Below are 22,618 nucleotides of genomic sequence, written 5' to 3'. Positions count from 1 at the left end.
ACCCGGTGGGCTGTCCGGTCGAAGAGGTGACCGACGAAGAACACGAAGGGTTGTGATGGAGATGAAGATCGCCGTGCTGGGTGGGACCGGGCTCATCGGGTCGCAGGTGGTCCGGCTGCTCGGGGAGCAGGGCCACGACGCCGAGCCGCTGTCGCCGGCCAACGGGGTCGACCTGCTCACCGGCGCCGGCCTCGACGAGGGCCTCAAGGGTGCCGAGGTGGTGGTCAACCTGACGAACTCGCCGACCTTCGACGAGAAGTCGCCCGCGTTCTTCCAGCAGACCATGGACACCATGCTGGCGGCCGCGCAGCGTCAGGGCGTCGGCCACGCCGTCATCCTGTCGATCGTCGGCGTCGACCAGGTTCCCGGGCTCGACTACTACAAGGCCAAGGTGCTGCAGGAAGACGTTCTGAAGGCGGGCCCGATCCCGTGGTCGATCGTGCGCGCGACCCAGTTCTTCGAATTCGTGAACGCCGTCCTGTCGTGGACCAGCGACGCCGAGACCGTACGGCTCCCGGCCACCCCCGTGCAGCCCTTGGCCTCGGCCGACATCGCCCGGGCGGTGGCCCAGGTCAGCGTGGGCCAGCCCCTGCTGGGCGTCCACAACGTCGCCGGCCCCGAGGTGTTCACGCTGGACGAGCTGGGCCGCGTGGCACTGCAGGCCCAGGGCGATTCCCGTACGGTCGTCATCGACCCGACGGCCGGCATGTTCGGCGTCGTCCCCGGTGACGTCCTGACCGCCCCCGCCGACGCCGAGATCACCACAACAACGTTCCGCGACTGGCTCGCCGCCCAGAAGTAGCGCCACGCGCAGGGCATCGGCTAGCGGCTGGGCTCGAGGCTCCCCGCCACCGCCGCCGCGGCCGACCGGGTCGTGGCGGCGGCGCTGCGCAGCGACTGGGCGGTGATGACGAGGAACTGGTCGTCGAGGTAGGGAACCGTCCAGTGCCCCTGCCACCAGGGCGAACCTTCGTGGACATAGCCCAGCTCGACGACCGCGACACCGTTGTCCCCGGTGCGGCGGTCGAGCACCTCCTGATCCGGCGCCACCAGGGCGTCCGGCCCGGCCAGCCGCGCCCGGGGCACCGGCCCCTGCGGAAAGATGCTCGCCTCGCCCGCACCCTGAAGATAGAACGGCGTCCCGTCCGAGCCGTCGTGCGGCGAGGCCACCGAGAAGCCCTCGGGCCAGCGCACCCGGAAGGCCGAGGTCTCGATCAGCCAGTGCGGAACGTCGAGCCCGTCCCCGACATCCACGACTTCGCCGCCGTCGACCGCGCGACCGGGCTCGATCAGCACATCCACCGACCCGCCGTCCGTCCAGCGGGTGGCCCGTACCGCGTCGTTCTCCCGCTCGAACGCGTAGGGCCAGTTGGGCAGAACCGTCATCCCGAACCCGTTGAGCCGGGCAAGCACATGAGCCACGGCCGGAACTATATGTGCACGATCCCGCAACGCCGCGCACTCCCTGTGTGAGTCCGCTGGTGCCGGGCCGTCAGTGGCGGTGCCAGCGGGTCAGCTTGGCGGGGTTCAGGACCATCCACAGGTGGGTGATCACGGCGTGCGAGTTGGCCGCGCCGACTACCGACACGGCCGTCCCGGTGGGGGAGCGCGCCACCAGGCCTGGCCGGCCGTTGACGCTTTCGACGGTCAGCGTGGTGTGAGCCAGTGTGGCGATCAGCAGCAACGCGACCTCGGCCGCGCCCCAGACGGGGGAGAGGGGCGCAGCCACCACGCCGCCGCTGTCGCACCAGGCCACCACGTCGGCGGCCAGGCAGGACTCGACAGCGGCGAGGTCGGCGGGAGAGCAGGCCGCGGCCTCGGCGGGGGAGCAGGCCGCGGCCAGACGGCGTACGGGGTGCATGGGCCGGCGGCATGGGTCAGCCGGGACGGCCCGCGGTGGACGTGGCGGCCGGTTCGCCGCCGGTCTCGAACGCGCGCCTCGGGTGCTGCACCGACGCCAGCGACACGATGTCGCGACCGAAGAACAGGGCCGTCGCCCACACGGCGGCCACCCGCACCTTGCGTTCCCAGGTCGGCACGGCCAGCACGTGGTAGCCGCGGTGCATCACCCACGCCGGGAAACCCTTGATCACGATGCCGCGCCACTGGAAGATGCCGCGCCCCAGGCCGAGCGTCGCCACCACCCCGAGGCTGTGGTGCACGTACGGCTTGGGCTCGCGTCCCCGGAGGACGGCGATGATGTTCTTCGCCAGCAGCCGTCCCTGACGCACCGCGTGCTGCGCGTTGGGCACGGTCGCCACGCCCGGACGGTTGATCGCCAGGTCGGGCACGGCGGCGTCGTCACCCGCGGCCCACGCGTCGGCGACCGGAGCGTCGTCGGTTCCGATGCGCAGATCAGCCCGTACGATCACCTGCCCGCGCGCGTCGATCGGCAGGTCGGTGTGGTTGTGGACCATCGGGTTGGCGCCGTTGCCGGCCGTCCACACGATCAGCTCCGAGTCCCATTCCTCGCCGGTCGAGAGCACGATGTGCCCGTCCACGGCCGAGCGCAGCTGCGCGTTGAGGTGCACGTGCCCGCCCCGCCCGGCGAGGTGCCGCACCACCCAGCGGCCCGGCTCGTCGGTCACCTCGGGCAGGATCCGGTCGCGGGCCTCGACCAGGTGGAAGTTCAGCTCCCCGGCCGACAGGGTCGGATACTTCCGGACGAGTGAGTGGGCCAGCGACATCAGCTCGCCGAACCCCTCGACACCCGAGAAGCCCCCGCCGACGAACGTGACCGTGAGCAGGCGACTCCTCGCCGCACCGGGCGGAAGAACGGCGGCCTGGTCGAAAGCGGTCAGCAGCCGGTCACGGATGGCGACGGCCTCCTCCACGTGCTTCATCCCGATCGCGCTCTCGGCCACGCCCGGGATGGCCAGCTTGCGGGTCACGGCGCCGGCGGTGACGACCAGGACGTGGTACGGGAGCGGGAACTCCGGACCCACGGCGGGGCGGACCACGACCGTACGGTGCTCATGATCGATCTTGATGACGCTGCCGTTGATCAACTCGGTCGTCCGCAGGTGCCGGCGTGGCGACACGGCCGCGTGCCGAGCCTCGACCGAACCGGCCACCACCTCGGGCAGGAACGGCTGATACGTCATGTAGGGGCGCGGGTCGACCACGACCACCCGCGCCTCACCTCGGCGCAGTTTCTTCTCCAGGCCCCAGGCCGTGTAGAAGCCCGCGTAACCGCCGCCCACCACCAGAATCGTTCGCATCGTGTCCTCCCGGCAGCTAAGACCGGGCCGGCCGCGATTCTGTGACAGGCCGGCGCCTGTTTCCTCGCGTCAGCGGCGGAAAGCGGCGATCTTTTCCGGGTTCATCATCCAGAGCAGCTGGTCGATGCCGTCGGCAGAGGCCTCGACGGTCAGGATCGCCTTGATCCCGTCGCCCGTCTGCAGCACCGCGGCCGGCCGGCCGTTGATCTCGACGTATCGCGGCTCGACGCCCTCCCAGAAGAACGACGAGAACGCCGTGATGAACTTCGCCACCTTGGCCGCACCGACGACGACCCGGCGGGCCGCCTGCTTGGCGCCGTTGCCGTCGGTCGTGCTCGCCACCTCGGCCGCGAACAGCTTCTCGAGACCGGCGAGATCTCCCGAGCGCGCCGCCGAGATGAACGTGGCCAGCAGTTCCCGTTGGGCCGCGGCCGACACCTGCGCCTTGCGCTCCCCGGCCACATGCTTGCGGGCGCGCGAGACCTGCTGCCGTACGGCGGGTTCGCTGCTCTGCAGAATGTCGGCGATCTGCCCGTACGGATAATCGAACGCCTCGCGCAACACGTAAGCGGCCCGCTCGGTGGGCGTCAGCTTCTCGAGGAGCAGCAGCACCGCGAACTCGAGGGCGTTGCCGGTCTCGGCCCCCAGATAAGGGTCGGCGCTCGTGTCCACCGGCTCGGGCAGCCAGGGACCGATGTACGTCTCACGGCGTACGCGGGCCGACTGAAGGTTGTTGATCGCCAGGCGGGTCGTTGTCGTCGCCAGGAAAGCGGCCGGATTTTCCACGGTCTCGCGGTCGTAGCCCTGCCAGCGCAGCCACACGTCCTGCACGAGATCCTCGGCCTCGGCGGCGCTGCCGAGCATACGGTAGGCGATCCCGAAGAGACGCGGACGCACCTCGGTGAACACCCGCGCCGCTTCGTCCAGATCGCCCAGACTCATGTCGCCCCCTCCCGGCCCCTCATCTTCGCCCGCCGATCTTGGGATTTCCAGTGACGTGTGCCTCCACCGGCGGAGGGGTACGGTCCCGGTCATGAGCTCCTGGACCGATCACGCCGTGTGGTGGCACGTCTATCCGCTCGGCTTCGGCCGCCTCTCGAAGATCGCGGACTGGCTGGACTACGAGATCGAGCTGGGGGCCAACGGGCTGCAGCTCGGGCCGATCTTCGCGTCGGAGAGCCACGGCTACGACACCACCGACCACTTCCGCATCGACCCGCGCCTCGGTGACGACAAGGACTTCGACGCCCTGGTCGAGGCGGCGCGGGCCCGGGGCGTACGGGTGCTGCTCGACGGTGTGTTCAACCATGTCGGGCGCAGCTTCCAGGCGCCCGCGCACTGGTTCACCGGCGGCGACTTCGAGGGGCACGACAGCCTGCGCGTGCTCGACCATTCGCAGCCCGAAGTGCTCGACCACGTCGTACGGGTGATGGACCACTGGCTCACGCGGGGCGCGGACGGGTGGCGGCTCGACGCGGCGTACGCGGTCGACCCGGCGTTCTGGCGGGCCGCGCTCGACCGGGTGCGCCCGGACCACCCCGACGCGTGGTTCGTCGGCGAATACATCCACGGCGACTATCCGCAGGTGCTGCGCGACACCGGGCTCGATTCGCTGACCCAGTACGAGTTGTGGAAGGCGATCTGGAGCAGCCTCAACGACGGCAACTTCTATGAGCTGGCGTGGGCCCTCAAACGGCACGGCGAGCTGCTGGCGGCCGGGGTGCCGATGACGTTCCTCGGCAACCACGACGTCACGCGGATCGCCAGCAAGCTCTCCGACCCACGTCACCTCGGGCACGCCCTGGCGATCCTGTTCACGGTGGCGGGGGTGCCGAGCATCTACTACGGCGACGAGCAGGCGTTCCGCGGGGTCAAGGAGGAGCGCTTCGGCGGCGACGACGAGATCCGGCCCGCCTTTCCCGACAGCCCGTCCGCGTTGTCGCCGCTGGGATGGCCGACGTACCGCCTGCACGAGGAGCTGATCGGCCTGCGGCGGCGAAACCCCTGGCTTACGTACGCCGCGACGACCGCATCCTTCTTGTCCAACACGGCCGTGGCATTGACGTCCACCGCTCCTTCTGCCTCTTCCGGGCCCGCCGCTCGTTCTGGCTCTTCCGGGCCCGCCGCTTCATCCGGGCCCGCTGACTCTTCCGGGCCCGCTGACTCTTCCGGTGGCTCGCTCACCACGCTCCTCAACGTGGGCGACTCCTCCTTCACCTTCCCCGACATTTCGGGCGCCCGTGTTCTCGCGTCCTCGTTCCCGCCCGGTGACCCCGCCGTCGTCCCCGCCCACGGATGGTCGGTGATCTCATGGTGACCTTGCGGCTGGTGTGGCCCCAGTGGCAGGGCGCCGGAGCGTCCAGCGTGCGCGAACTGGCCCCCGAGTTCCCGTTCGACGTGGCCCGGCGTGGTTACGCGGTCGGTTCGGCGGTGCTCGCGGCCGTGCTGCCGCCGCACGACGGCCCGACGGCGGTCGTGCCGGTGGCCATGGACGATTCCGGGCTCGACCTGCGCGACGGGGTCGAGGCCAAGGAGGTGGTCGTCCGCCAGCTCGCGGCGGCGTTCGACACGATCGGTGCCGCTGGTGCCGCTGGTGCCGCTGGTGCCGCTGGTGCCGCTGATGTCGGTGGTGGGGCCGGATGGGACCGGATCGTCACCCTGGGCGGGGAGTGCGCGGTCAGCGTCGCGCCGTTCGCCGCGCTGGCCGACCGCTACGGCGACGACCTGGCGATCGTGTGGATCGACTCGCACCCCGACATCGGCACGCCGGCCAGCGGATATCCGGGCTCCACGCCATGGCCGTCGCCGCGCTGACCGGGCACGGCGACCCGGATGTCCTGCGGCTGTTGCCGGCCACGGTCCCCGGCTCGCGCGTGGCGCTGGCCGGTCTGCACGCGTGGACCGACGACGACACCGGGCGGGCGCGTGTCGCCGGCCCGCGTGATTCGGACTCCGCCTTGCTAGGAGACGGGCCGCAGGCGGTTCCGGAAGCGCAGCGGCGCCTCGCCCACCTCACGTTTGAAGGCCGTGCTGAACGCGGCCTCCGAGGCGTAACCGAGCTCGGCCGCCAGCGATCCGATCCGGACGTCGCCGTCACGGAGGGCCTGTTGCGCCAGCAGCATCCGCCACTGCGTGAGATAGGTCAGCGGCGGCACACCCGCCACCGCCCGGAACCGCTCGGCGAACGTCGTCCGTGACATCGCCGCCGCCCGGGCCAGTTCCTGCAGACCCCACGCCCGTTCCGGGTGGTCGTGCATGAGGTCGAGCGCGGGCCGTAGCCGCTCGTCGCGCAGGGCGCTCAACCATCCCGGCGGCAGATCGTCCCCGGCCAGGAACGCGCGCAACACTTCCAGAAGCAGCAACTGCCCGTGCTGCCGGATCGCGAACGCGGCCCCCGGCCGCACGGCAATCGCGGTATTGCCCGTCCGCTGCCCTTGTGCCGGTTCGGTGGTCGGTGGCCGCCTGCCCTGGGCTTGGTTGGTGGTCGGTGGCTGCTCGCCCTGGACTTGGTCGGTGCTCGGCCGGCCCCCGCCGCGCGCTCTGTTGGCGCTGGGTGGCTGCCCGCCTGTCATTTCGTCGGTGATGCGGTGGATGCAGCCGCGCAGCGAGTTCGTGCCCGGCGTCGATGACCGGACGACCGCGACCGGCGGCAGCGCGTCCAGCAGCAGCCTGCGCCCCGCCGGCGTAACGTCAATCCGCCCGCCGATCACCACGTCATCAAGCTCGGGCTGAATCTCGAACGCGAACCCCTCCTCCGGCATGACCTCAATCGGCGCTTCCCCGTCGCTGCCCGCTCTGCCGTTTCCTTTGCTGCAGGATTCGCCGTCCGCCTCGCCGCTGTCTTTGCCGGACTCAACGCCGCCCGCTTCGCCGCTGTCTTTGCCGGACTCAACGCCGCTGTCCATGCCGGGTTCCACGCGGCGGGCGTCGCCGCTGTCCTTGCCGGTCTCCTCGTTGCCCGCGTCGCTGCTGGTTCTGCCGCCTTCGAGCCGCAGCCACTCCCGGTCCTGGAGGATCGCGACGTCCCCCGCCTCGAGCAACACCGGCGAGTCGAGCCCATCGCAGCTCAACCACACTTTCCCGTACGGCACGGCGAGGAACTTGAGCGGCAGACGCACCTCGGCCCGCGCGTACCACCGATCCCGAGCCGCGAACCCGCCCGACAGCACCCCACGCACCTCAACCAGGTCGAACACCTGAGACAACCGGTCCACGTCTGTACTCTCGCGCAAAAAACCCGAACCGACAACCATTCACCGTACGCCCCCACGCGTGCACGCTGGAGGGCATGAAACAGCACCCCATCGGTTCCGGCTTCACCGCCGCCGCCACTGCCGACGACATCCTCCGGGGCCGCGACCTCACCGGCTTCCACACCGTGATCACCGGCGGCCATTCCGGCATCGGCTTGGAAACCACCCGGGCCTTGAGCCGCGCCGGAGCCACGGTCACCATCGGCGCCCGCACCCCATCGAGCGCGTCGCCCGCCGTAGCCGACCTGGACCGCGTGACGGTCGAGCAGCTGGACCTGGTGGACCCGTCGTCGATCGCAGCGTTCGCAGATCGTCTTCCAGGCCCGGTCCACGCTTTGATCAACAACGCCGGCCTGCCCGCCCCGCGCACCTTGCAGCGCGACGCCCGCGGCTACGAGGCCCAGTTCGCCACCAACCACTTGGGCCATTTCCAGCTGACACTGGCCATGTTCCCGGCCCTGAAGTCGGCCAACGGCGCCCGGGTCGTGAACGTTACTTCCGGAGCCCAGCGTTTCGCCGACATCCTCTGGGACGACCCCACGTTCCAGCACACCCCGTACGACTTCCTGCTCGCCTACGCCCAGTCCAAAACCGCCAACGTCCTGTTCGCGGTGGAGCTGGACCGCCGCTGGTCCGAACACAAAATCCACGCCTACGCAGTCCACCCCGGCGTAGTGGTAGGCACAGCCCTGAACAGCGCCGGCGGCCTGGACTCCCTACGCGAGCAGGGCCTGGTGGACGAGGCCGGCAACCCCATCATCGACCCGTTCCACGGCAAGAAGACCCCCGAACAGGGCGCCAGCACAAGCGTCTTCGCCGCCACAAGCCCCCTGCTCGACACCATCGGCGGCGTCTACTTGAAGGACAACGACATCTCAGTCCTGGACGACCGCCCCCGCCCGATGTCCACGGTGGAGCCCCCGTCCGAGGTCGTCTCCCACTCCATTGACCCCACATCGGCCCGCCGCTTGTGGACCCTGAGCGAAAACTTGCTAGCCGCAACCGCCCCCTGATCCCCACCACAAACCGGCCCGTCAGCCGCCAGGCACCCGCCGCGCACCGTTCCGCCCCAGTCCAGCCAGCCCAGGGCCGCCCGCTCGCTGGTGGACAGCTCGCCCGAACGACTCGCCCGCCCGGCGTTCGCAACAACTCACGCCCAGCGGCCACGCGCTTCCACCGCACCGGGCGCCCCGCGCGCTGCTGCCGGTCGCGCTGCCACCGTTTTCTCGGGCGCGCAGCGCGTTCCGATCGGTCGTTCGGCCCAGCGGTCGTTCGGCCCAGCGGCCGCGTTCGGGCGGGCAGCGCGCTCCGGTCGGTCGCCCGCTCCAGCGAGCGCCCGGCCGAGCGGGTCTCCAGCTCAACGAGCGCCCGTCCCTGCGAACGCCCGTCCCTGTGAACGCCCGTCCCCGCGAACGCCCGTCCCTGCAAGCGCGCGTTCCAAGGGCCGTTTGGCACAGCGGCCGTGTTCGGGCGGGCAGCGCGCTCCGGTCGGTCGCCCGCTCCAGCGAGCGCCCGGCCGAGCGGGTCTCCAGCTCAACGAGCGCCCGTCCCTGCGAGCGCCCGTCCCTGCGAGCGCCCGTCCCTGCGAGCGGCCGTCCGTGCGAGCTCCCGTGTCTGCGGGCGGCCCGGCCCAACGGTCGTTTGGCACTGTGGCCGGGTTCGGGTGGAAAGCGCGCTCCGGTCGGTTGCCCGCCCCAGCGAACTCCTGGCCGAGCGGTCATCCGGCCAGCGATGGTCCGGCTCCGGCGTTCGGCCGCGTATGTCGGTTGTGGGGCTTCAGCACTGGACGGCGTCAGCCCCGTCGGGTGGAACGAGTGTCAGCGGTAGCCCTCCTCGCGGGGTGGGTGGCCCGGGATCATCACCTCGGCGTAGTAGCGCGGGAAGTCGGGGCGGCTGCCGTCGATGTCGGTCAGGTGGAATTCGGTGGCCAGGTCGATGCTCGACAGGGTCTGGCCGGTGAAGCGGACGTTCGCGGGATCGGCGGCCAGGGCGGCGACTCCGCGGCCGACGAAGTGTGGCGACTCGGTGATGCCGAAATGGTCGATCTCGGCACTGCGCCAGGTTTCTTCGGTCACCGCGTATTTGTCGAGCATGCGTTCCGAACGCAGCCAACCCGGCGTGACCGCGACGGCCGCGGCGCCGTGGTCACGCAGCTCGGCGGCCTGCGCCTGGGCCAGACGGATCACCGAGACCTTCACGAGGTCGTAGTAGACGGACTCGCGGTATTCGCCGTCGACCGCCTTGCCGTCGGTCATCTCGACGACCAGGCCGCCGGGGCGGCGGATCAGCAGCGGCAGCGCGTGATGGCTGGTGATGAGGTGGGTGTCGACGCCCTGGTGGAGCATGCGCAGCCCGCGCTCGACCGAATGCTCCCAGATCGGCTTGCCCCACTCGGTGAACATGTCACCGCCCCACACGTTGTTGACCAGCACGTCGAGCCGCCCCTGGTCGGCCTCGATCCGCTCGACGAGCGCCGCGACCTCGCCGGGGACGCTGTGATCTATCCGGACGGCGATTCCCTTGCCGCCGGCGGCGTCGACCAGGGCGGCGGTCTGCTCGATGGTCTCGGGACGGTCCATCTCGGACCGCCCGGCCGCGCTCGAACGCCCGGTGGCATAGACGGTGAACCCCAGCGCCCCGAGCTCGACGGCGATGGCCCGGCCGGAAGCCCGGGTCGCACCGGCCACGAGTGCGACCTTGCCCTTCATCGATGCGGTCATGCGGGAAGCCTGCCACCCGGGTACGACACTTTTCCGCGATGCCGAAGGGAGCAGCCCGCCGCATGGGACAGCCGGCATCAAAGGGCGCAGCCCGCCCTGTGGGGCGGCACCGAAAGGAGCAGCCCGGCGTATGGGACAGGCGGCACCGAAAGGAGCAGCCCGGCGTATGGGACAGCCGGCGCCTCGGTGGCGACGCTGACATGGCGAAGGGGCCGCGGCGAACCGCGACCCCTTCAGCGTGCAGAAGGATCAGGCGTGACGACCGGGGAGGTGCAGCTCGGCGGGCTCGGGCGGCAGGTCGCCAACCCCGGCCGAGACGGCCTCCTCGTGGCGCCGGTGGGCCGAGGGGAGGGCCAGGGCGGCGACCACGGCCAGGACGGCCACTCCGGCGCAGACCCAGAAACCGACGGTGAACGCGTCATCGGTCGGCAACCCCTGGGCAGTGGTCTTCGAGGTGATGACGGCGGCCACCACTGCGGTTCCGATGCTGCTGCCGATCGTACGGGCAATGGTGTTGACGCTTGTGGCCTCGCCGGTCTGGGTGGCGGGGACGGCTTCGATGATCGCGTTGGACATGGCCGCGAAGGCGAACCCGATGCCGGCGCCGGTGAGGATGCCGGAGAGCAGCACCTGCCAGATCTCGCCGTGGGCGATGGCGGGCAGCGCGAACGCGACGACCACGAACACGGCGCCCAGGAACATCGGCAGCTTGGGGCCGAACTTGCGGTTCAGGATGCCGGCGAGCGGGCCGAACAGCACCATCATGACGACCGTGGGCAGCAGGAACAGGCCGGCCTGGGAGACCGACTTGCCGAAGCCGTAACCGGTCGCGGCGGGCAGCTGGATCAGGGTCGGGACGAGCAGGAACGTACCGAACATCGCGAAGCCCAGGATGAGCGCGACCAGGTCGGTGGCCCACACGCCGCGGATCTTCATGAGGCGCATGTCGATCAGCGGCTCGCGGACCTTGAGCTCCACGACGACGAACACGACCAGGCCGACCACGCCGAGCGCCATCAGGCCGATGGTCTTGGCATCGCCCCAGCCCCACGCCTGGCCCTTGCTGATCGCCAGCAGCAGACCGACCAGCGACACCGACAGGATGGTCGCGCCGATGACGTCGAGCTTGCCGGGCGTACGGACGGGGGATTCCTTCATGCCGAAGATCGCGCCGATCAGGGCGATGACGACCAGCACGAGCGGCAGCCAGAACAGGAAGTGCCAGCTCAGGTGCTCGACGATCGGACCGGCGGCGACGATGCCGATGCCGGCGCCGATGCCGAAGATGGCCGAGATCAGGCCGACGGTGGTGGCGACACGTTCGCGGGGCAGCTCGTCGCGGACGATGCCGATCGACAGCGGCAGGATCGCGCCGGCCGCGCCCTGCAGCACCCGGCCGACGATCAGCACGGTGAGGTTGGGGGCCAGCGCGGCCACGACCGTGCCCGCGGCCAGGATCGCCAGCACGGCGATGAGGACCTTGCGCTTGCCGGCCATGTCGCCGAGCCGGCCCAGGATCGGGGTGAGCACCGAGGCCGAGAGCAGGTAGGCGGTGACGATCCAGCTGACGTCGGCCGTCGACACCTGCAGGTCGCGGCCGATGGTGGCCAGGGCCGGCGAGACCAGCGACTGCAGCACGGCGAAGGCCAGGCCACCCAGCGCCAGATAGAGCACGAGCAGTCCGCCGCCGGGGCGGTTGCCCTCGGCCGGGACGGAGGCGGACTCGCCGCGCTCCTGAAGCGTGTGGGTCATGACGTCCCCGAGGTCGAAGTAAATGATTGCTTACTTATTAGAACGAGCCTCGTCCGGTTAAGTCAACAATTGCTTACGTCACACCACCGCTAAGTCAATGCACGTTTACATAGCGTCGTACCCGAGCTAGGCTGCCGGGCATGAGAGGAGAGACGACACGACGCCGCGACGCGAGCCACACCCGGCAGCTACTGCTGGACACGGCCCGCCACCACTTCGCCCGCTACGGGTTCTCCACGACGACGGTGCGCGACATCGCCGACGGCGCCGGGGTCAACGTCGCCCTCATCAACCGCTACTTCGCGAGCAAGGAAGGCCTGTTCGAGGCCTGCCTGAGCAGCGCCGTGACCGACCTGCGGCGCGAGACCGACAGCGCGCCGGCGAACGAGATCGCGGCGAAGATGGCGCAGCGGATCGCCGGTTCGGCCGACGACCCGCGCCACCACGAGACCATGTTGCTGCTGGTGCGCTCATCCGGCGACGAACGGACCGACGCCATGCGCCGGGCCCTGCTGACCTCGATCAGCACCCGCTTGGCCAGTGCCGTCCAGTCTTCGCCGGAGCCGCCCGGTGACGCCGCCCTGCTGCGGGCCCAGCTGCTGATCGGCGCCCTTCTGGGGGCGAGCCTCATGCGTACGTCAATCGCCGTGCCGCCCCTGGCGACCGCCAACGAGGCCCAGATCAGCGACGCCCTGGAAGTTCTGGTGAAGGCGCTGCTGCCCCCGGGCTAGCCGGGAGCGTCAGCTCGGTGGCGGCCCACGACGCCAGCAGGGCCAGGTTGCCGGCGGTGGGGGAGCCGGGCTCGGCCGAGAAGATGGTCAGCGTCAGCTCGGGGTCGGCCCGCAGGTCCGTGCTCTCGTAGGCGAGCCGCAGATCACCCACCACGTGGTGGCGGAACTGCTTGAAGCCCGTGCCGTGGATGCGCACGTTGTGGGCACCCCACCGCCGGCGGAACTCGTCGCTCCGCGTGGAAAGCTCCCCCACCAGGTCGTGCAGGGCCTTGTTGTGCGGGTCCTTGCCGGCCGCCGTGCGCAGGTTCGCCACCATCATGTCGGCGGCCAGGGCCCAGTCCGGATAGAAGCGGTGGGCGGCGCTGTCGAGGAACGTGAAACGGCCCAGGTTGGGGGTGCCCGCCGCGCCGGTGAAGACGTCGTCGTACATGGCCCGCCCGAGCAGATTCACCGCCACCAGGTCTTCCTGGAAGTTGACCACGATGGCCGGGCTGGTGATCGCGTCGAGTGACCACTGCAGGCTGGCGCGCACGGCCGCCGGACGGGGCCGGCGGGCGGGACGCACCAGCGCGTTGCTGCCGTTGGCCTCCTGAGCCAGCCGGAGCAGGTGGGCCCGCTCGGCGTCGTCCAGTTGCAGCGCCCGGGCGATCGCGTCGAGCACCCCCGACGAGACCCCGGCCAGCGAGCCGCGCTCGAGCTTCGCGTAGTACTCCACGCTCATCCCGGCCAGCGTCGCCACCTCGCTGCGCCGCAGCCCGGCGACCCGGCGTGGCCCGGCCGACGGCAGCCCGGCCCGCTCCGGCGTGATCTTGGCGCGGCGGGTGGTGAGGAAATCCCGTACCTCGGCTCGGTTGTCCACCCTCCGACCGTACGTCGTTGGCGTCTGACCTGGGATGTACTGCCAGTACACCTTTCCACGGAGACTTCCTCGCATCCGCCGTACGGGGTGTTGTTGTTCCCGAAGGCACCACCGTTCAAGGAGACTGAGAATGCGCACCGTCAACGCCATCGCGGCCACTTCGGCCACCGCGCCGCTCGTGCGGACCACCGTCGAACGGCGGGACGTGGGACCGCGGGATGTGCTCATCGAGATCCGGTACGCCGGCATCTGCCACTCCGACATCCACACCGTGCGCGGCGAGTGGGGTGAGGTGGCCTACCCGCTCACGGTCGGCCACGAGATCGTCGGTCAGGTCACCGAGGTCGGTTCCGAGGTCACCCGGCACGCGGTCGGCGACCGGGTCGGCGTCGGCTGCATGGTGAACTCGTGCCGCGAGTGCGAGAACTGCCGCGCCGGTCAGGAGCAGTACTGCCTCAACGGCAACACCGGCACCTACGCCGCGGTCGACCGGGACGGCACGATCACCCAGGGCGGCTACTCCACGCATGTGGTCGTCGACGAGGACTTCGTGCTGCGGGTGCCCGAGAGCATCCCGTACGAGGCGGCCGCGCCCCTGCTGTGCGCCGGCATCACCACCTATTCGCCGCTGGCCTACTGGAACGCCGGACCGGGCCGGAAGGTCGCCGTGGTCGGCATGGGCGGTCTCGGTCACATGGCCGTCAAGATCGCTGCAGCCATGGGCGCCGAGGTGACCGTGCTGTCGCAGACGCTCGGCAAGAAGGACGACGGCCTGGCCTTCGGCGCCACCGACTATCACGCCACCAGCGACCCGGCGACGTTCGAGGCGCTCAAGCACACGTTCGACCTGATCGTGAACACGGTCAGCGCGCCGATCGACATGGCCGCCTACCTGGGCCTGCTGCGGCTGAACGGCACCCTGGTCAGCGTGGGGGCGCCGCCGCAGCCGCTCGAGGTGCCGGTGTTCGCGCTGTTCGCCAACCGGCTCTCGTTCGCCGGCTCCGGCATCGGCAGCATCGCCGAGACCCAGGAGATGCTCGACTTCTGTGCCGAGCGTGGCATCGCGCCGCAGGTCGAGGTCATCGGCGCCGACGCGGTGAACGACGCCTACGAGCGGGTGCTGAACTCCGACGTCCGCTACCGCTTCGTCATCGACGTCAACACCCTGCGATAGCGGCACACCCCATTTCCCGTACGGGGTCAGATGGGCGCCCCGCCCAGCTGATCGAAGATCTGCTTGACGATCGCCCGGATGTGCTCGTCGGACGACTTTCCCTGCTGCGAGGGCAGGGGAGTGGGGCAGTCCGGGCGATCGGAGATGCAGTAGACCCACCGGCGCTCGTCCTGGTCGAGTTTGGCCGGACGGTTGCCGGGGTTGCGGCAGTCCGAGGAAATCGTGCTGTAGATGCGGTCGACCGAGCACAGTGGTTTCGAGCCGACCAGCACGAAGAAGACCTGGACACCGTTCTCGCGGTAGCGGCGGATACGTTCGGTGTCCCGCTGCTGCTCGCGGGCGCTGCCCGCCCCGGCCTGCTCGCCATCGGTGATGACGATGACGGCCTGCTTGCGCGGGTTGTTGGCGTCCTCACCCTGCTCGTCGCGCACGAGGTCGGCCGTCTCACGCACGGCCTCGATGACGGGGCTGCTGCCGCCCCGGTTCGGTACGTCCGGCACCGAGATCTTGGTCGGATCACCGAACCCGCCCGCCGACAGCGGCTCATAGACGGCGCCCTGGGCGCCCGGGAACCCGAAGAACGCCACCCGGTCGGTCGCCGACAGGCTGCGCAGCGCGGACGTCATCGCCTCGGCCACCTGCCGCTTGTAGGGCTCGGTGGAGCCGGACTGGTCGAGCGTGATGGCCAGGCTGATCCGTTTACGCAGCGTCTCGCGCCAGCGTTCGAGGATCGCCTCGACCACGGCCCCGTCGCGCCGGGTCAGCCCCGGCCCGGTTCCCGTCTCGAAGCCCGCCTGGTCGAACTCCTTCTGCCACTTGTCGCTGGTCAGCGTCTTGTGGAACGCCTTCGCCAGGTCCATCTTGTGCTTGTCGAGCTGGGGGCGCAGCAGGTAAGGGTGGTCGAGTGTGGGATCCGGTCCGGCCAGGTTGACCGGGCGGTAGTGCTGGGTGAGTTCGGGAAAGCCCTCGTAGACCGCTTCCTCGATGATCATCGCGCCGGGTAGGGCGGTGGTGTCGATGGGCGGTTTGAACGAGCTGAGGTAGTCGACGATCTCGCCGGGGTAGGAGGCCACCGATCGCTCGATCGGGGCCGCGAGGGCGTCGAGCTGGCCGGTGCGAACATCGTCGGCTGAGACGCCGGTGCCACCGCCCGCGGCCGCTTCGAACGCCAGGATCGTGGCCATCGCGCCCGACGTCGAGTTGAGCGCATTTTCCTTGACCAGGTCGAGCCGCCCGGCCGATGCCTGGCCGGCCAGGTCACGCCACGTGACCGATCCACGGCCGCCCAGTTCGGTGGCGAGCGGGGTGTTGAACTTGACGTACAGCCGCATCCGGCTGGACGTGAACGAGCCGAGGCTGTCGTCGAAGCGGCCGGTGTGCTCGTCGAGCAGAGAGTTCCAGAACGAGTGGGTCGGCAGCCATACGTCGGGCAGCTCGGCCATGCTGCCGCGTTCGAGCGCGTCGGCGATGGCCTGCTGCGCGAACCCCGAGCTGATCGCCTTGACGGTGATGCACGAATACTGCTGTGCGGCCCGCTGCAACGCGCCGAGCCCGGAGTCGGGGTCGGCGCGGGCCAGTCCTGGCTCGGTCGAGGACCAGACGATGATCGATGTGTCGTGGCACTTGTCGCCGCCGGGCAGCACAACCACCCCGAGTACGGACGCCAGGATGCCGGCCACGAGGACACTGAAGGCGCCGGCGATGAGTCGGCCGCCGAGGTAGGAATCCATGGTCACCTCGGGATGAGGAAGCCGCACCCGACCCGGGTGAGGTAGCCGGCGGCGCCGCAGACCGCGGACATCCAGAGAACGGTGAAGAAGGACCGCGGAGCGTCAACGGCCGAGATCCAGATCGCGAAGGTCAGCGAGGCGGCCGCCGCGACGGCCGCACCCAGGACGAGCGCTTGAGGGTCGAGGAACCGGGCGAGCCGCCGGGAGTCCGGATAGAGAGCGTGCCGGGTCTCGCGGACGGTAGCTGCAAGCTGACGAGTCAGGGCGGCGGCATCCGAGGGGAGCTTTTGGGGCTCGAACGACTTGACCCGCTTGCGGAGCTGTCCGATCGGTGTCGACTCGTCCTGAGCGTTGGGGTCCTGGTGCCGATAGGTCCAGCCACGCTGACCCAGCTCCGTCATCCACATGGAGTTGCGTTTGGCCTGGCGGTGCTGCTCCACCACGGTCAGTTCCTCGTCGGCGACGGACTTGCCGTTGTCCTGGAGTTTTCCGTACTGCCAGGCGTACAGGCCGACGAACAACTGAGCATGCTTGATCGCGTTCTCCCGCTCGTCCGGCGGGGCGGCGTAGACGAGGCTGACCGCGTCTTTCTCGTGGAGGAGCCAGTACACGACGGCGTCGAGATGTTCCTCCATCTCCTCCTCGGAATGACCTAGATAGATCGACACCGGCTTCTTCGCGGCCTCACGCACCTTCTTGTAGGGCCAGGACACGATTGCTCCCAGCACCATCACCACGCCGCTGCCCAGCCAGGAGCCGATGTGGTCGGTGATCGCAGTCGCCACTGAAGACACGCACGGGCCCCCTCCACTGATGCGTAGAGGTCAATCTTAGGGCTCGTTTGCTACAGCACGGGTACCACCAGGAGCGAGGCGTGATCGCCGCCGTGGAAGATCTCGAAATCGCAGCTGCGGCCCTCCACTGCGGAACCGAACGGCTCGGCCGTGCCCATGTTGCGGGCGTAACGCGGGAACGCACCACCCGCGACCTGCACCCGGAGGCGATGCCCGCGCTTGAACCGGTATGCGGTCGGGAACAGTTCGACGTGGACAGCGCGGATCCCGTCGGGCCCGGGCGCCGCCGCCGTACGCGGGTCGAGCCTCTGAATGCCGTCGACGACGTTGCGTGACACGCCCTTCGGGTCCACGTCGCACAGCCGGACGAACACATCCGCGTACGGGATGGAGGTCCGCACGTGGATCGTGGCGCTGACCGGCCCGACCACGTCGAGATCGCCGTCGAGCACGGGACCGGTGAACACGAGAACGTCGTCGCGCTCCTCGACCCGCCGGTTGTCGGCCTGCTTGCCCGGCGGTTGCAGCAGCGGCCCACCCACCGTCGGCGTCGGCCGCGCCGGGTCATAGGTGAAGCGGCTGACCTCGGCGTCCTTCCCCGGCGCCTGCAGCCTTTTCCGCTTTTCCGTCTCCGGCTTTTCCGGCTCCAGCTTCCCCGTCTCCTGCGTTTGCGGCTCCAGCTTCCCGGTCTCCTGCGTTTGCGGCTCCAGCTTCTCAAGCCTGTCCAGCTTCTCCGGCTCCTCAAGCGACGACGTGAGCCCGCCTCCAAAGCCGAGGTTCAACATCGTTTCCCGTACGCCCTCAGGCGGCCAATTCTCGAAGTCGAGCCACCGGTTGGCCTGTTGCAGATGGACCCGCACCGGCGCCCCGCTCGGTGCCGGACCGCCGTTGAGGTGGTGTTCCAGCCAGACGGCGTCGGTCTGCGCGACCATCCGCAGCTCACCCGGTTCGCCGTGCAGCCACGGCCCGACCACCAGCCGCGCCGGGTTGCCGGCCGCGCGCAACGCCGTGTAGTCGGCCAGGTTGCCGGCGAGGAAGAGGTCCCACCAGCCGGTCACGGTGCTCACCGGTGGCATGCGGGTCAGGTCGGCGCCGTCGTGGTCGGCCTGGCTCCAGAAGTCGTCGCCCGGCTCGGCGTGCGCCACGAAGTCGCGCCAGAAGGGCACGGGCGCGCCCGCCGCCTCGACATCGACCGCCTGCAGCGGCAGCCGCCCCAGCCCGCGCCGCACCCGGGTCTTCACCCGCGGGTCGGGCAGGCCGCCGAGCAGGCCGGGCTGTTCCTGGCGGCCGATCTGGGCCGACCAGCTGAGCGCGGTGTGGATCTGCGGGACGCCGTGCTCATAGAACAGGCGGTTCGTCATGTTGGCCGACGTGATGTGGGGCGAGACGCAGGTCAGAGGCGGGTCGGCGTAGGGCGCGACGGCCCATTGGGTGTGCCCGAAATAGCTGCCGCCCGCCATGGCGACGCGGCCGTCGCACCACGACTGTTTGCGCAGCCAGTCGATGGTCGCCAGGCCGTCGTCGCGCTCGCTGGTGAACGGGCGGAACTGGCCGCCGGAGCCGAACGTGCCCCGCGTGGCCTGTATGAACACCTGGAAGCCGCGACGGGCCAGCGGGGCCGCGAACATGTGGGCGAACGCGCCCGCCTTGCCATAAGGCAGCCTCACCAGCACCACCGGCAGCGGATCGTCATGACCGGTGGGCCGGTAGTGGTCGGCCATCAGCGTCACGCCGTCGAGCATGGGCACCGCGACGTTGCGCCGGACCTCGTAGGGGACCGCCTTCGTGGGCAGGCCGAGAGCGACGTCTGCGATCAGGCCGGCCACCCGGGTGAATCTCGCCATGCCCACGAACCTAACGCGGGTCGCGCCCGGCCACACGGGATCGGCGTGGCGACACGGCTCCGGCCGGGTGTGACTTCGGCTTGGCGTGGCGACACGGCTGCGCCTTGACGCGGCGGTCCGGCTTCGGCTTCGCGTGGCGACACGAATTCGCCCTGATGTGGCGGCACTGATTTGCCTTGACCTGGCGACACGAATTCGTCCGGGCGTGGCGACACGGCTGCGCCTTGGCGAGCCGTACGGGCGAGGGGCAGGATCGGGGTCATGCACGACACCGCACGCACCACCGAGGCCCGCGTCAACCGGTTCGTCCGCGAACACCTCCGGCCGGCCCTCGAGCGGCGACGTGTGGCCCTAGACGTGACGGCGTGGGAGGTGCCCGGCGAGCCGGTGCCGTTCGCCGAAGCCGTGAAGCAGCAGTTCACGCCGGTCGAGCCGGGTGTCGCGTGGGGCCGGCCGTGGGGGACGACGTGGTTCCTGGTCACGGGCGAGATCCCGCCCGATTGGGGGCACGGCCCTGACACCGTAAGGGAAATGGCCGTCGATCTTGGATTTTCGCAGGTGCAGCCAGGGTTCCAGGCCGAAGGACTGGTGTTCCGGCCCGACGGGGAAATCGTCAAGGGTCTCGAACCGCTGAACAACGCGGTCGCGGTGGGGGACGGGCCGATCGAGTTCTATGTCGAGGCGGCCTCCAACCCGAATGTGGCGGACGGGCTGCCGACGCCGATGGGTGATCTGGAGACCGCCGGTGACCAGCCGCTCTACACATTGCGTAGCATCGATCTGGTCGAGCGCGACACGACAGTCGACGCCCTGCTGCAAGACATCTGGACGCTGCTGGGCCTGATGCGCGAGCTCGACCCGTCGCTGCCCCGCCGCGCCGGCATCCTGCGCGCGCTCGAGCGGATGTGTGACGCCGTCGACCCCGACCGGGTCGCCGAGACCGCGGCCGACGGGCGCGCCGAGCTGGCCAAAGCGCTCGCGTCGCCGGCCTATGCGAGCGCCCACCGGGTCGTGGCGGTCGGGCACGCGCATATCGACTCGGCCTGGCTGTGGCCGGTGCGCGAGACGATCCGCAAGTGCGCCCGTACGTTCTCCAACGTGCTCGCGCTGATGGACGAATACCCGGATTTCGTGTTCGCGTGTTCGAGCGCGCAGCAATACGCCTGGATGAAGGAGCACTATCCGGCGCTGTTCGAGCGGATCCGCGAGCGCGTGGCCGAGGGCCGTTTCGTGCCGGTGGGCGGGATGTGGGTCGAGTCCGACACCAACATGCCCGGCGGCGAGGCGCTGGTCCGGCAGTTCGTGCACGGCAAGGGGTTCTTCCGGCGCGAGTTCGGCTTCGAACCCGACGAGGTGTGGCTGCCCGACTCGTTCGGTTACACGGCGGCGTTGCCGCAGATCGTGCGCGCGGTCGGCACCCATTCGTTCCTCACCCAGAAGATCTCCTGGAGCGAGACCAACCGCATGCCGCACCACACGTTCTGGTGGGAGGGCATCGACGGCAGCCGGGTGTTCACGCACTTCCCGCCGGTCGACACGTACAACTCCGACCTGTCCGGCGGTGAGCTGGCCCGCGCGCAGCGGCAGTTCGCCGAGAACGGGCTGAGCGACGTCTCGCTGGTGCCGTTCGGTTTCGGCGACGGCGGTGGCGGGCCGACCCGCGAGATGCTGGAGGCGGCCGCCCGCACCCGCGACCTGGAGGGCTCGCCGCGCGTCGAACTGGGCACGCCGCGCGACTTCTTCGCCGACGCGCTGGCCGGGCATCCGGCGCCGGCCACCTGGTCCGGCGAGATGTATCTCGAACTGCACCGCGGCACGTACACGACGCAGGCCAAGACCAAGCAGGGCAACCGGCGCAGCGAGCATCTGCTGCGCGAGGCCGAGCTGTGGTGGGCGACCGCGGCGTGGCGGGGGCTCGGCGATTATCCGTACGACGATCTGGACGCGGCCTGGCGCACGGTGCTGCTGCAGCAGTTCCACGACATCCTGCCCGGCTCGTCGATCGCGTGGGTGCACCAGGAGGCGGAACGCAACTACGCGGTCGTGGGCGTCGCCCTGACCACGCTGATCACGCAGGCTCAGCAACTGCTCGCCGGTTCCGGTGATTCGCAGGTGGTCTTCAATGCGGCTCCCATCGCGGCGGCCGGTGTGCCGCCCCTGGCCGCCGCGGTCGTCCCGCCCGTGGAGTGGACCCCGCCGGCTCCCGCAGCCGATGGCTGGGTGCTCGACAACGGCGTGCTCCGAGCCGTTTTCGACCAGGCCGGCCTGCTCGTCTCGCTGGTTTCGGAGGGCCGCGAGCTGATCGCGGCGGGTGAGGCCGGGGCATTGCTCCAAGTGTTCCGCGACATCCCCAACCAGTGGGACGCCTGGGACATCGACGCTCACTACCAGCGTCACGTGACCGACCTGCGCGAGGCCGACGCCGTCACCGCCGGCCCTGACTCGCTGGTCGTGCAGCGCTCATTCCGCGACTCGTCGTTCGTGCAGACGTTCCGCCTGGCCGCCGGCGCCACGGAACTCGACATCGAGACCCGCGCCGACTGGCACGAGCGGCAGAAACTGCTCAAGCTGTCGTTCCCGCTCGCGGTGCACGCCGACCGCGCGAGCTCAGAGATCCAATTCGGACACATCCACCGCCCCACCCACGCCAACACGTCGTGGGACAGCGCCCGCTTCGAGACCGTGGCCCACCGCTGGGTCCACGTAGGCGAGCCCGGCTTCGGCGCGGTGGTCGCCAACGACTCCACCTACGGCCACGACATCACCCGCCAGTGGACTGCCGGTGGCGCGACCTACACCCGGGTGCGCCAGTCCCTGTTGCGGGCGCCGCGCTACCCCGACCCGCACGCCGACCAGGGCAGCCACGTGCTGCGTTCGGCGGTCGGGCCCGCCCCGACGGTCCTGGAGGCGCTCGACCGGGGTTATCGCCTCAACGTCCCCACCCGCACGGCCACCGGCGGCGCTGCCGTGGCTCCGCTCATCACGGTGTCGTCGCCGGCGGTGATCGTGGAGGCCGTGAAGCTGGCCGAAGACCGCTCGGGCGACCTGATCGTGCGCCTCTACGAGGCCCGGGGCGCCCGCGCGACGGCCCGGGTCGAGGTGTCGGAGCCGTTCGCCCGCGCCTGGACAACCGACTTGCTGGAACGCGCACCGTCCGAGCCCGTCGTGCAGTCCTCGTCGTGGGCGGCCGGCGAACCGATCGACATCAGTTTCCGCCCGTTCGAGATCGTGACCCTGCGCCTGGCCGCCCAGTAAGTGACCCTACGGCTGGCCGCCCAGTAACTAGCGGGCCGTCTCGGAATAGACCTCTACGTCGTAGAGGAGGCGGACCGGCTCGCCGTTGGTGACGCCGATGAACTGCGGGTCGCCGGCCGGGGTCCAGCCGCGTCGCCAAGCCTCGGCGGTGGCGGCGTCGCGGGACTCGCGGTGGACCCGGTCGGCGCGGTGCATCTCCATCACGCGCCGGGCGGTGGCCCGGTCGCAGTCCACCTCGATGCGAAGCAACGGCATGCCCTTAACTTAACACCGTTAATGTAAGGT

Annotated in this window: 19 protein-coding genes; 7 read left to right on the top strand and 12 right to left on the bottom strand. The window is 70.1% G+C overall.

Annotation, left to right across the window (positions count from 1 at the left end):
* Positions 1-55 precede the first annotated feature (55 nt).
* Positions 56-802 carry an SDR family oxidoreductase gene (locus tag JIG36_RS01155; protein ID WP_236045476.1) on the top strand — a complete coding sequence of 249 codons (747 nt, stop codon included), beginning with the start codon at positions 56-58 and terminating at the stop codon, positions 800-802.
* A 20-nt stretch (positions 803-822) separates the two neighbouring features.
* Here JIG36_RS01155 and JIG36_RS01150 read toward each other — a convergent pair whose 3' ends face one another.
* From JIG36_RS01150 to JIG36_RS01135, 4 genes are all read right to left on the bottom strand, one after another.
* Entirely contained in the window at positions 823-1,422 is a 600-nt protein-coding gene (locus JIG36_RS01150) for an RNA-binding protein (RefSeq protein WP_203374078.1), read from the bottom strand.
* A gap of 70 nt (positions 1,423-1,492) precedes the next feature.
* Positions 1,493-1,861, bottom strand: a complete 369-nt coding sequence (locus JIG36_RS01145) for a sigma-70 family RNA polymerase sigma factor family protein (protein ID WP_236045475.1) — start codon at positions 1,859-1,861, stop codon at positions 1,493-1,495.
* A 16-nt stretch (positions 1,862-1,877) separates the two neighbouring features.
* Entirely contained in the window at positions 1,878-3,221 is a 1,344-nt protein-coding gene (locus tag JIG36_RS01140) for an NAD(P)/FAD-dependent oxidoreductase (protein ID WP_203374077.1), read from the bottom strand.
* A gap of 69 nt (positions 3,222-3,290) precedes the next feature.
* Entirely contained in the window at positions 3,291-4,163 is an 873-nt protein-coding gene (locus JIG36_RS01135) for an RNA polymerase sigma-70 factor (protein WP_203374076.1), read from the bottom strand.
* 91 nt (positions 4,164-4,254) lie between these two features.
* Here JIG36_RS01135 and JIG36_RS01130 point away from each other — a divergent pair, with 91 nt between their 5' ends.
* Both JIG36_RS01130 and JIG36_RS01125 read left to right on the top strand, forming a co-directional pair.
* Positions 4,255-5,538 (top strand): alpha-amylase family protein, encoded by a 1,284-nt coding sequence (locus JIG36_RS01130; RefSeq protein WP_203374075.1) that lies wholly within the window; start codon positions 4,255-4,257, stop codon positions 5,536-5,538.
* Entirely contained in the window at positions 5,532-6,035 is a 504-nt protein-coding gene (locus JIG36_RS01125) for an arginase family protein (protein ID WP_203374074.1), read from the top strand. Before JIG36_RS01130 ends, JIG36_RS01125 begins: the two co-directional genes overlap by 7 nt.
* Positions 6,036-6,181: 146 nt before the next feature.
* On the opposite strand, the gene JIG36_RS01120 is transcribed toward JIG36_RS01125, so the two are convergent.
* Entirely contained in the window at positions 6,182-7,435 is a 1,254-nt protein-coding gene (locus tag JIG36_RS01120) for an AraC family transcriptional regulator (RefSeq protein ID WP_203374073.1), read from the bottom strand.
* 74 nt (positions 7,436-7,509) lie between these two features.
* On the opposite strand from JIG36_RS01120, the gene JIG36_RS01115 reads away from it, so the two are divergent.
* Positions 7,510-8,487, top strand: a complete 978-nt coding sequence (locus JIG36_RS01115; RefSeq protein WP_203374072.1) for an SDR family NAD(P)-dependent oxidoreductase — start codon at positions 7,510-7,512, stop codon at positions 8,485-8,487.
* 804 nt (positions 8,488-9,291) lie between these two features.
* Here JIG36_RS01115 and JIG36_RS01110 read toward each other — a convergent pair.
* Both JIG36_RS01110 and JIG36_RS01105 read right to left on the bottom strand, forming a co-directional pair.
* Complete coding sequence (locus tag JIG36_RS01110; protein ID WP_203374071.1) at positions 9,292-10,194, bottom strand: SDR family oxidoreductase; 903 nt, start codon at positions 10,192-10,194, stop codon at positions 9,292-9,294.
* Between the two features lie 249 nt (positions 10,195-10,443).
* Positions 10,444-11,946 carry an MFS transporter gene (locus tag JIG36_RS01105; protein WP_203374070.1) on the bottom strand — a complete coding sequence of 501 codons (1,503 nt, stop codon included), beginning with the start codon at positions 11,944-11,946 and terminating at the stop codon, positions 10,444-10,446.
* Between the two features lie 140 nt (positions 11,947-12,086).
* Here JIG36_RS01105 and JIG36_RS01100 point away from each other — a divergent pair, with 140 nt between their 5' ends.
* Entirely contained in the window at positions 12,087-12,677 is a 591-nt protein-coding gene (locus JIG36_RS01100; protein ID WP_203374069.1) for a TetR/AcrR family transcriptional regulator, read from the top strand.
* Here JIG36_RS01100 and JIG36_RS01095 read toward each other — a convergent pair.
* On the bottom strand, positions 12,628-13,536 hold the full coding sequence (locus JIG36_RS01095; protein ID WP_203374068.1) for a helix-turn-helix transcriptional regulator: 909 nt from the start codon (positions 13,534-13,536) through the stop codon (positions 12,628-12,630). The genes JIG36_RS01100 and JIG36_RS01095 overlap by 50 nt on opposite strands.
* Positions 13,537-13,666: 130 nt before the next feature.
* Here JIG36_RS01095 and JIG36_RS01090 point away from each other — a divergent pair, with 130 nt between their 5' ends.
* On the top strand, positions 13,667-14,710 hold the full coding sequence (locus tag JIG36_RS01090; protein WP_203374067.1) for an NAD(P)-dependent alcohol dehydrogenase: 1,044 nt from the start codon (positions 13,667-13,669) through the stop codon (positions 14,708-14,710).
* Between the two features lie 26 nt (positions 14,711-14,736).
* Here JIG36_RS01090 and JIG36_RS01085 read toward each other — a convergent pair whose 3' ends face one another.
* The 3 genes from JIG36_RS01085 to JIG36_RS01075 are packed head-to-tail and all read right to left on the bottom strand — an operon-like array spanning position 14,737 to position 19,078.
* On the bottom strand, positions 14,737-16,446 hold the full coding sequence (locus tag JIG36_RS01085; RefSeq protein ID WP_203374066.1) for a vWA domain-containing protein: 1,710 nt from the start codon (positions 16,444-16,446) through the stop codon (positions 14,737-14,739).
* A complete protein-coding gene (locus JIG36_RS01080) occupies positions 16,443-17,225 on the bottom strand; it encodes a hypothetical protein (RefSeq protein ID WP_236045474.1) in 783 nt (260 codons plus the stop codon). The genes JIG36_RS01085 and JIG36_RS01080 overlap by 4 nt, the downstream gene beginning before the upstream one ends.
* A 59-nt stretch (positions 17,226-17,284) precedes the next feature.
* Positions 17,285-19,078, bottom strand: coding sequence for a CocE/NonD family hydrolase (locus JIG36_RS01075; RefSeq protein WP_203374064.1), 1,794 nt, complete (start codon positions 19,076-19,078; stop codon positions 17,285-17,287).
* 261 nt (positions 19,079-19,339) lie between these two features.
* Here JIG36_RS01075 and JIG36_RS01070 point away from each other — a divergent pair, with 261 nt between their 5' ends.
* On the top strand, positions 19,340-22,333 hold the full coding sequence (locus JIG36_RS01070) for an alpha-mannosidase (protein WP_203374063.1): 2,994 nt from the start codon (positions 19,340-19,342) through the stop codon (positions 22,331-22,333).
* A gap of 27 nt (positions 22,334-22,360) precedes the next feature.
* Here the strand turns inward: JIG36_RS01070 and JIG36_RS01065 are convergent, their stop codons facing one another.
* Positions 22,361-22,588: a hypothetical protein gene (locus tag JIG36_RS01065; RefSeq protein WP_203374062.1), complete on the bottom strand. Its 228-nt coding sequence runs from the start codon at positions 22,586-22,588 to the stop codon at positions 22,361-22,363.
* Positions 22,589-22,618: the final 30 nt, after the last annotated feature.

The organism is Paractinoplanes ovalisporus (assembly GCF_016834655.1).
GTDB lineage: Bacteria > Actinomycetota > Actinomycetes > Mycobacteriales > Micromonosporaceae > Actinoplanes > Actinoplanes ovalisporus.
This window is presented reverse-complemented; position numbering and strand designations above follow the sequence as displayed.

Coding starts and splice junctions, on each gene's coding strand:
- JIG36_RS01155 (WP_236045476.1), top strand. CDS start 56: ATGGAGATGAAGATCGCCGTGCTGGGTGGGACCGGGCTCATCGGGTCG.
- JIG36_RS01145 (WP_236045475.1), bottom strand. CDS start 1,861: ATGCACCCCGTACGCCGTCTGGCCGCGGCCTGCTCCCCCGCCGAGGCC.
- JIG36_RS01140 (WP_203374077.1), bottom strand. CDS start 3,221: ATGCGAACGATTCTGGTGGTGGGCGGCGGTTACGCGGGCTTCTACACG.
- JIG36_RS01135 (WP_203374076.1), bottom strand. CDS start 4,163: ATGAGTCTGGGCGATCTGGACGAAGCGGCGCGGGTGTTCACCGAGGTG.
- JIG36_RS01130 (WP_203374075.1), top strand. CDS start 4,255: ATGAGCTCCTGGACCGATCACGCCGTGTGGTGGCACGTCTATCCGCTC.
- JIG36_RS01125 (WP_203374074.1), top strand. CDS start 5,532: ATGGTGACCTTGCGGCTGGTGTGGCCCCAGTGGCAGGGCGCCGGAGCG.
- JIG36_RS01115 (WP_203374072.1), top strand. CDS start 7,510: ATGAAACAGCACCCCATCGGTTCCGGCTTCACCGCCGCCGCCACTGCC.
- JIG36_RS01110 (WP_203374071.1), bottom strand. CDS start 10,194: ATGACCGCATCGATGAAGGGCAAGGTCGCACTCGTGGCCGGTGCGACC.
- JIG36_RS01105 (WP_203374070.1), bottom strand. CDS start 11,946: ATGACCCACACGCTTCAGGAGCGCGGCGAGTCCGCCTCCGTCCCGGCC.
- JIG36_RS01100 (WP_203374069.1), top strand. CDS start 12,087: ATGAGAGGAGAGACGACACGACGCCGCGACGCGAGCCACACCCGGCAG.
- JIG36_RS01090 (WP_203374067.1), top strand. CDS start 13,667: ATGCGCACCGTCAACGCCATCGCGGCCACTTCGGCCACCGCGCCGCTC.
- JIG36_RS01075 (WP_203374064.1), bottom strand. CDS start 19,078: ATGGCGAGATTCACCCGGGTGGCCGGCCTGATCGCAGACGTCGCTCTC.
- JIG36_RS01070 (WP_203374063.1), top strand. CDS start 19,340: ATGCACGACACCGCACGCACCACCGAGGCCCGCGTCAACCGGTTCGTC.
- JIG36_RS01065 (WP_203374062.1), bottom strand. CDS start 22,588: ATGCCGTTGCTTCGCATCGAGGTGGACTGCGACCGGGCCACCGCCCGG.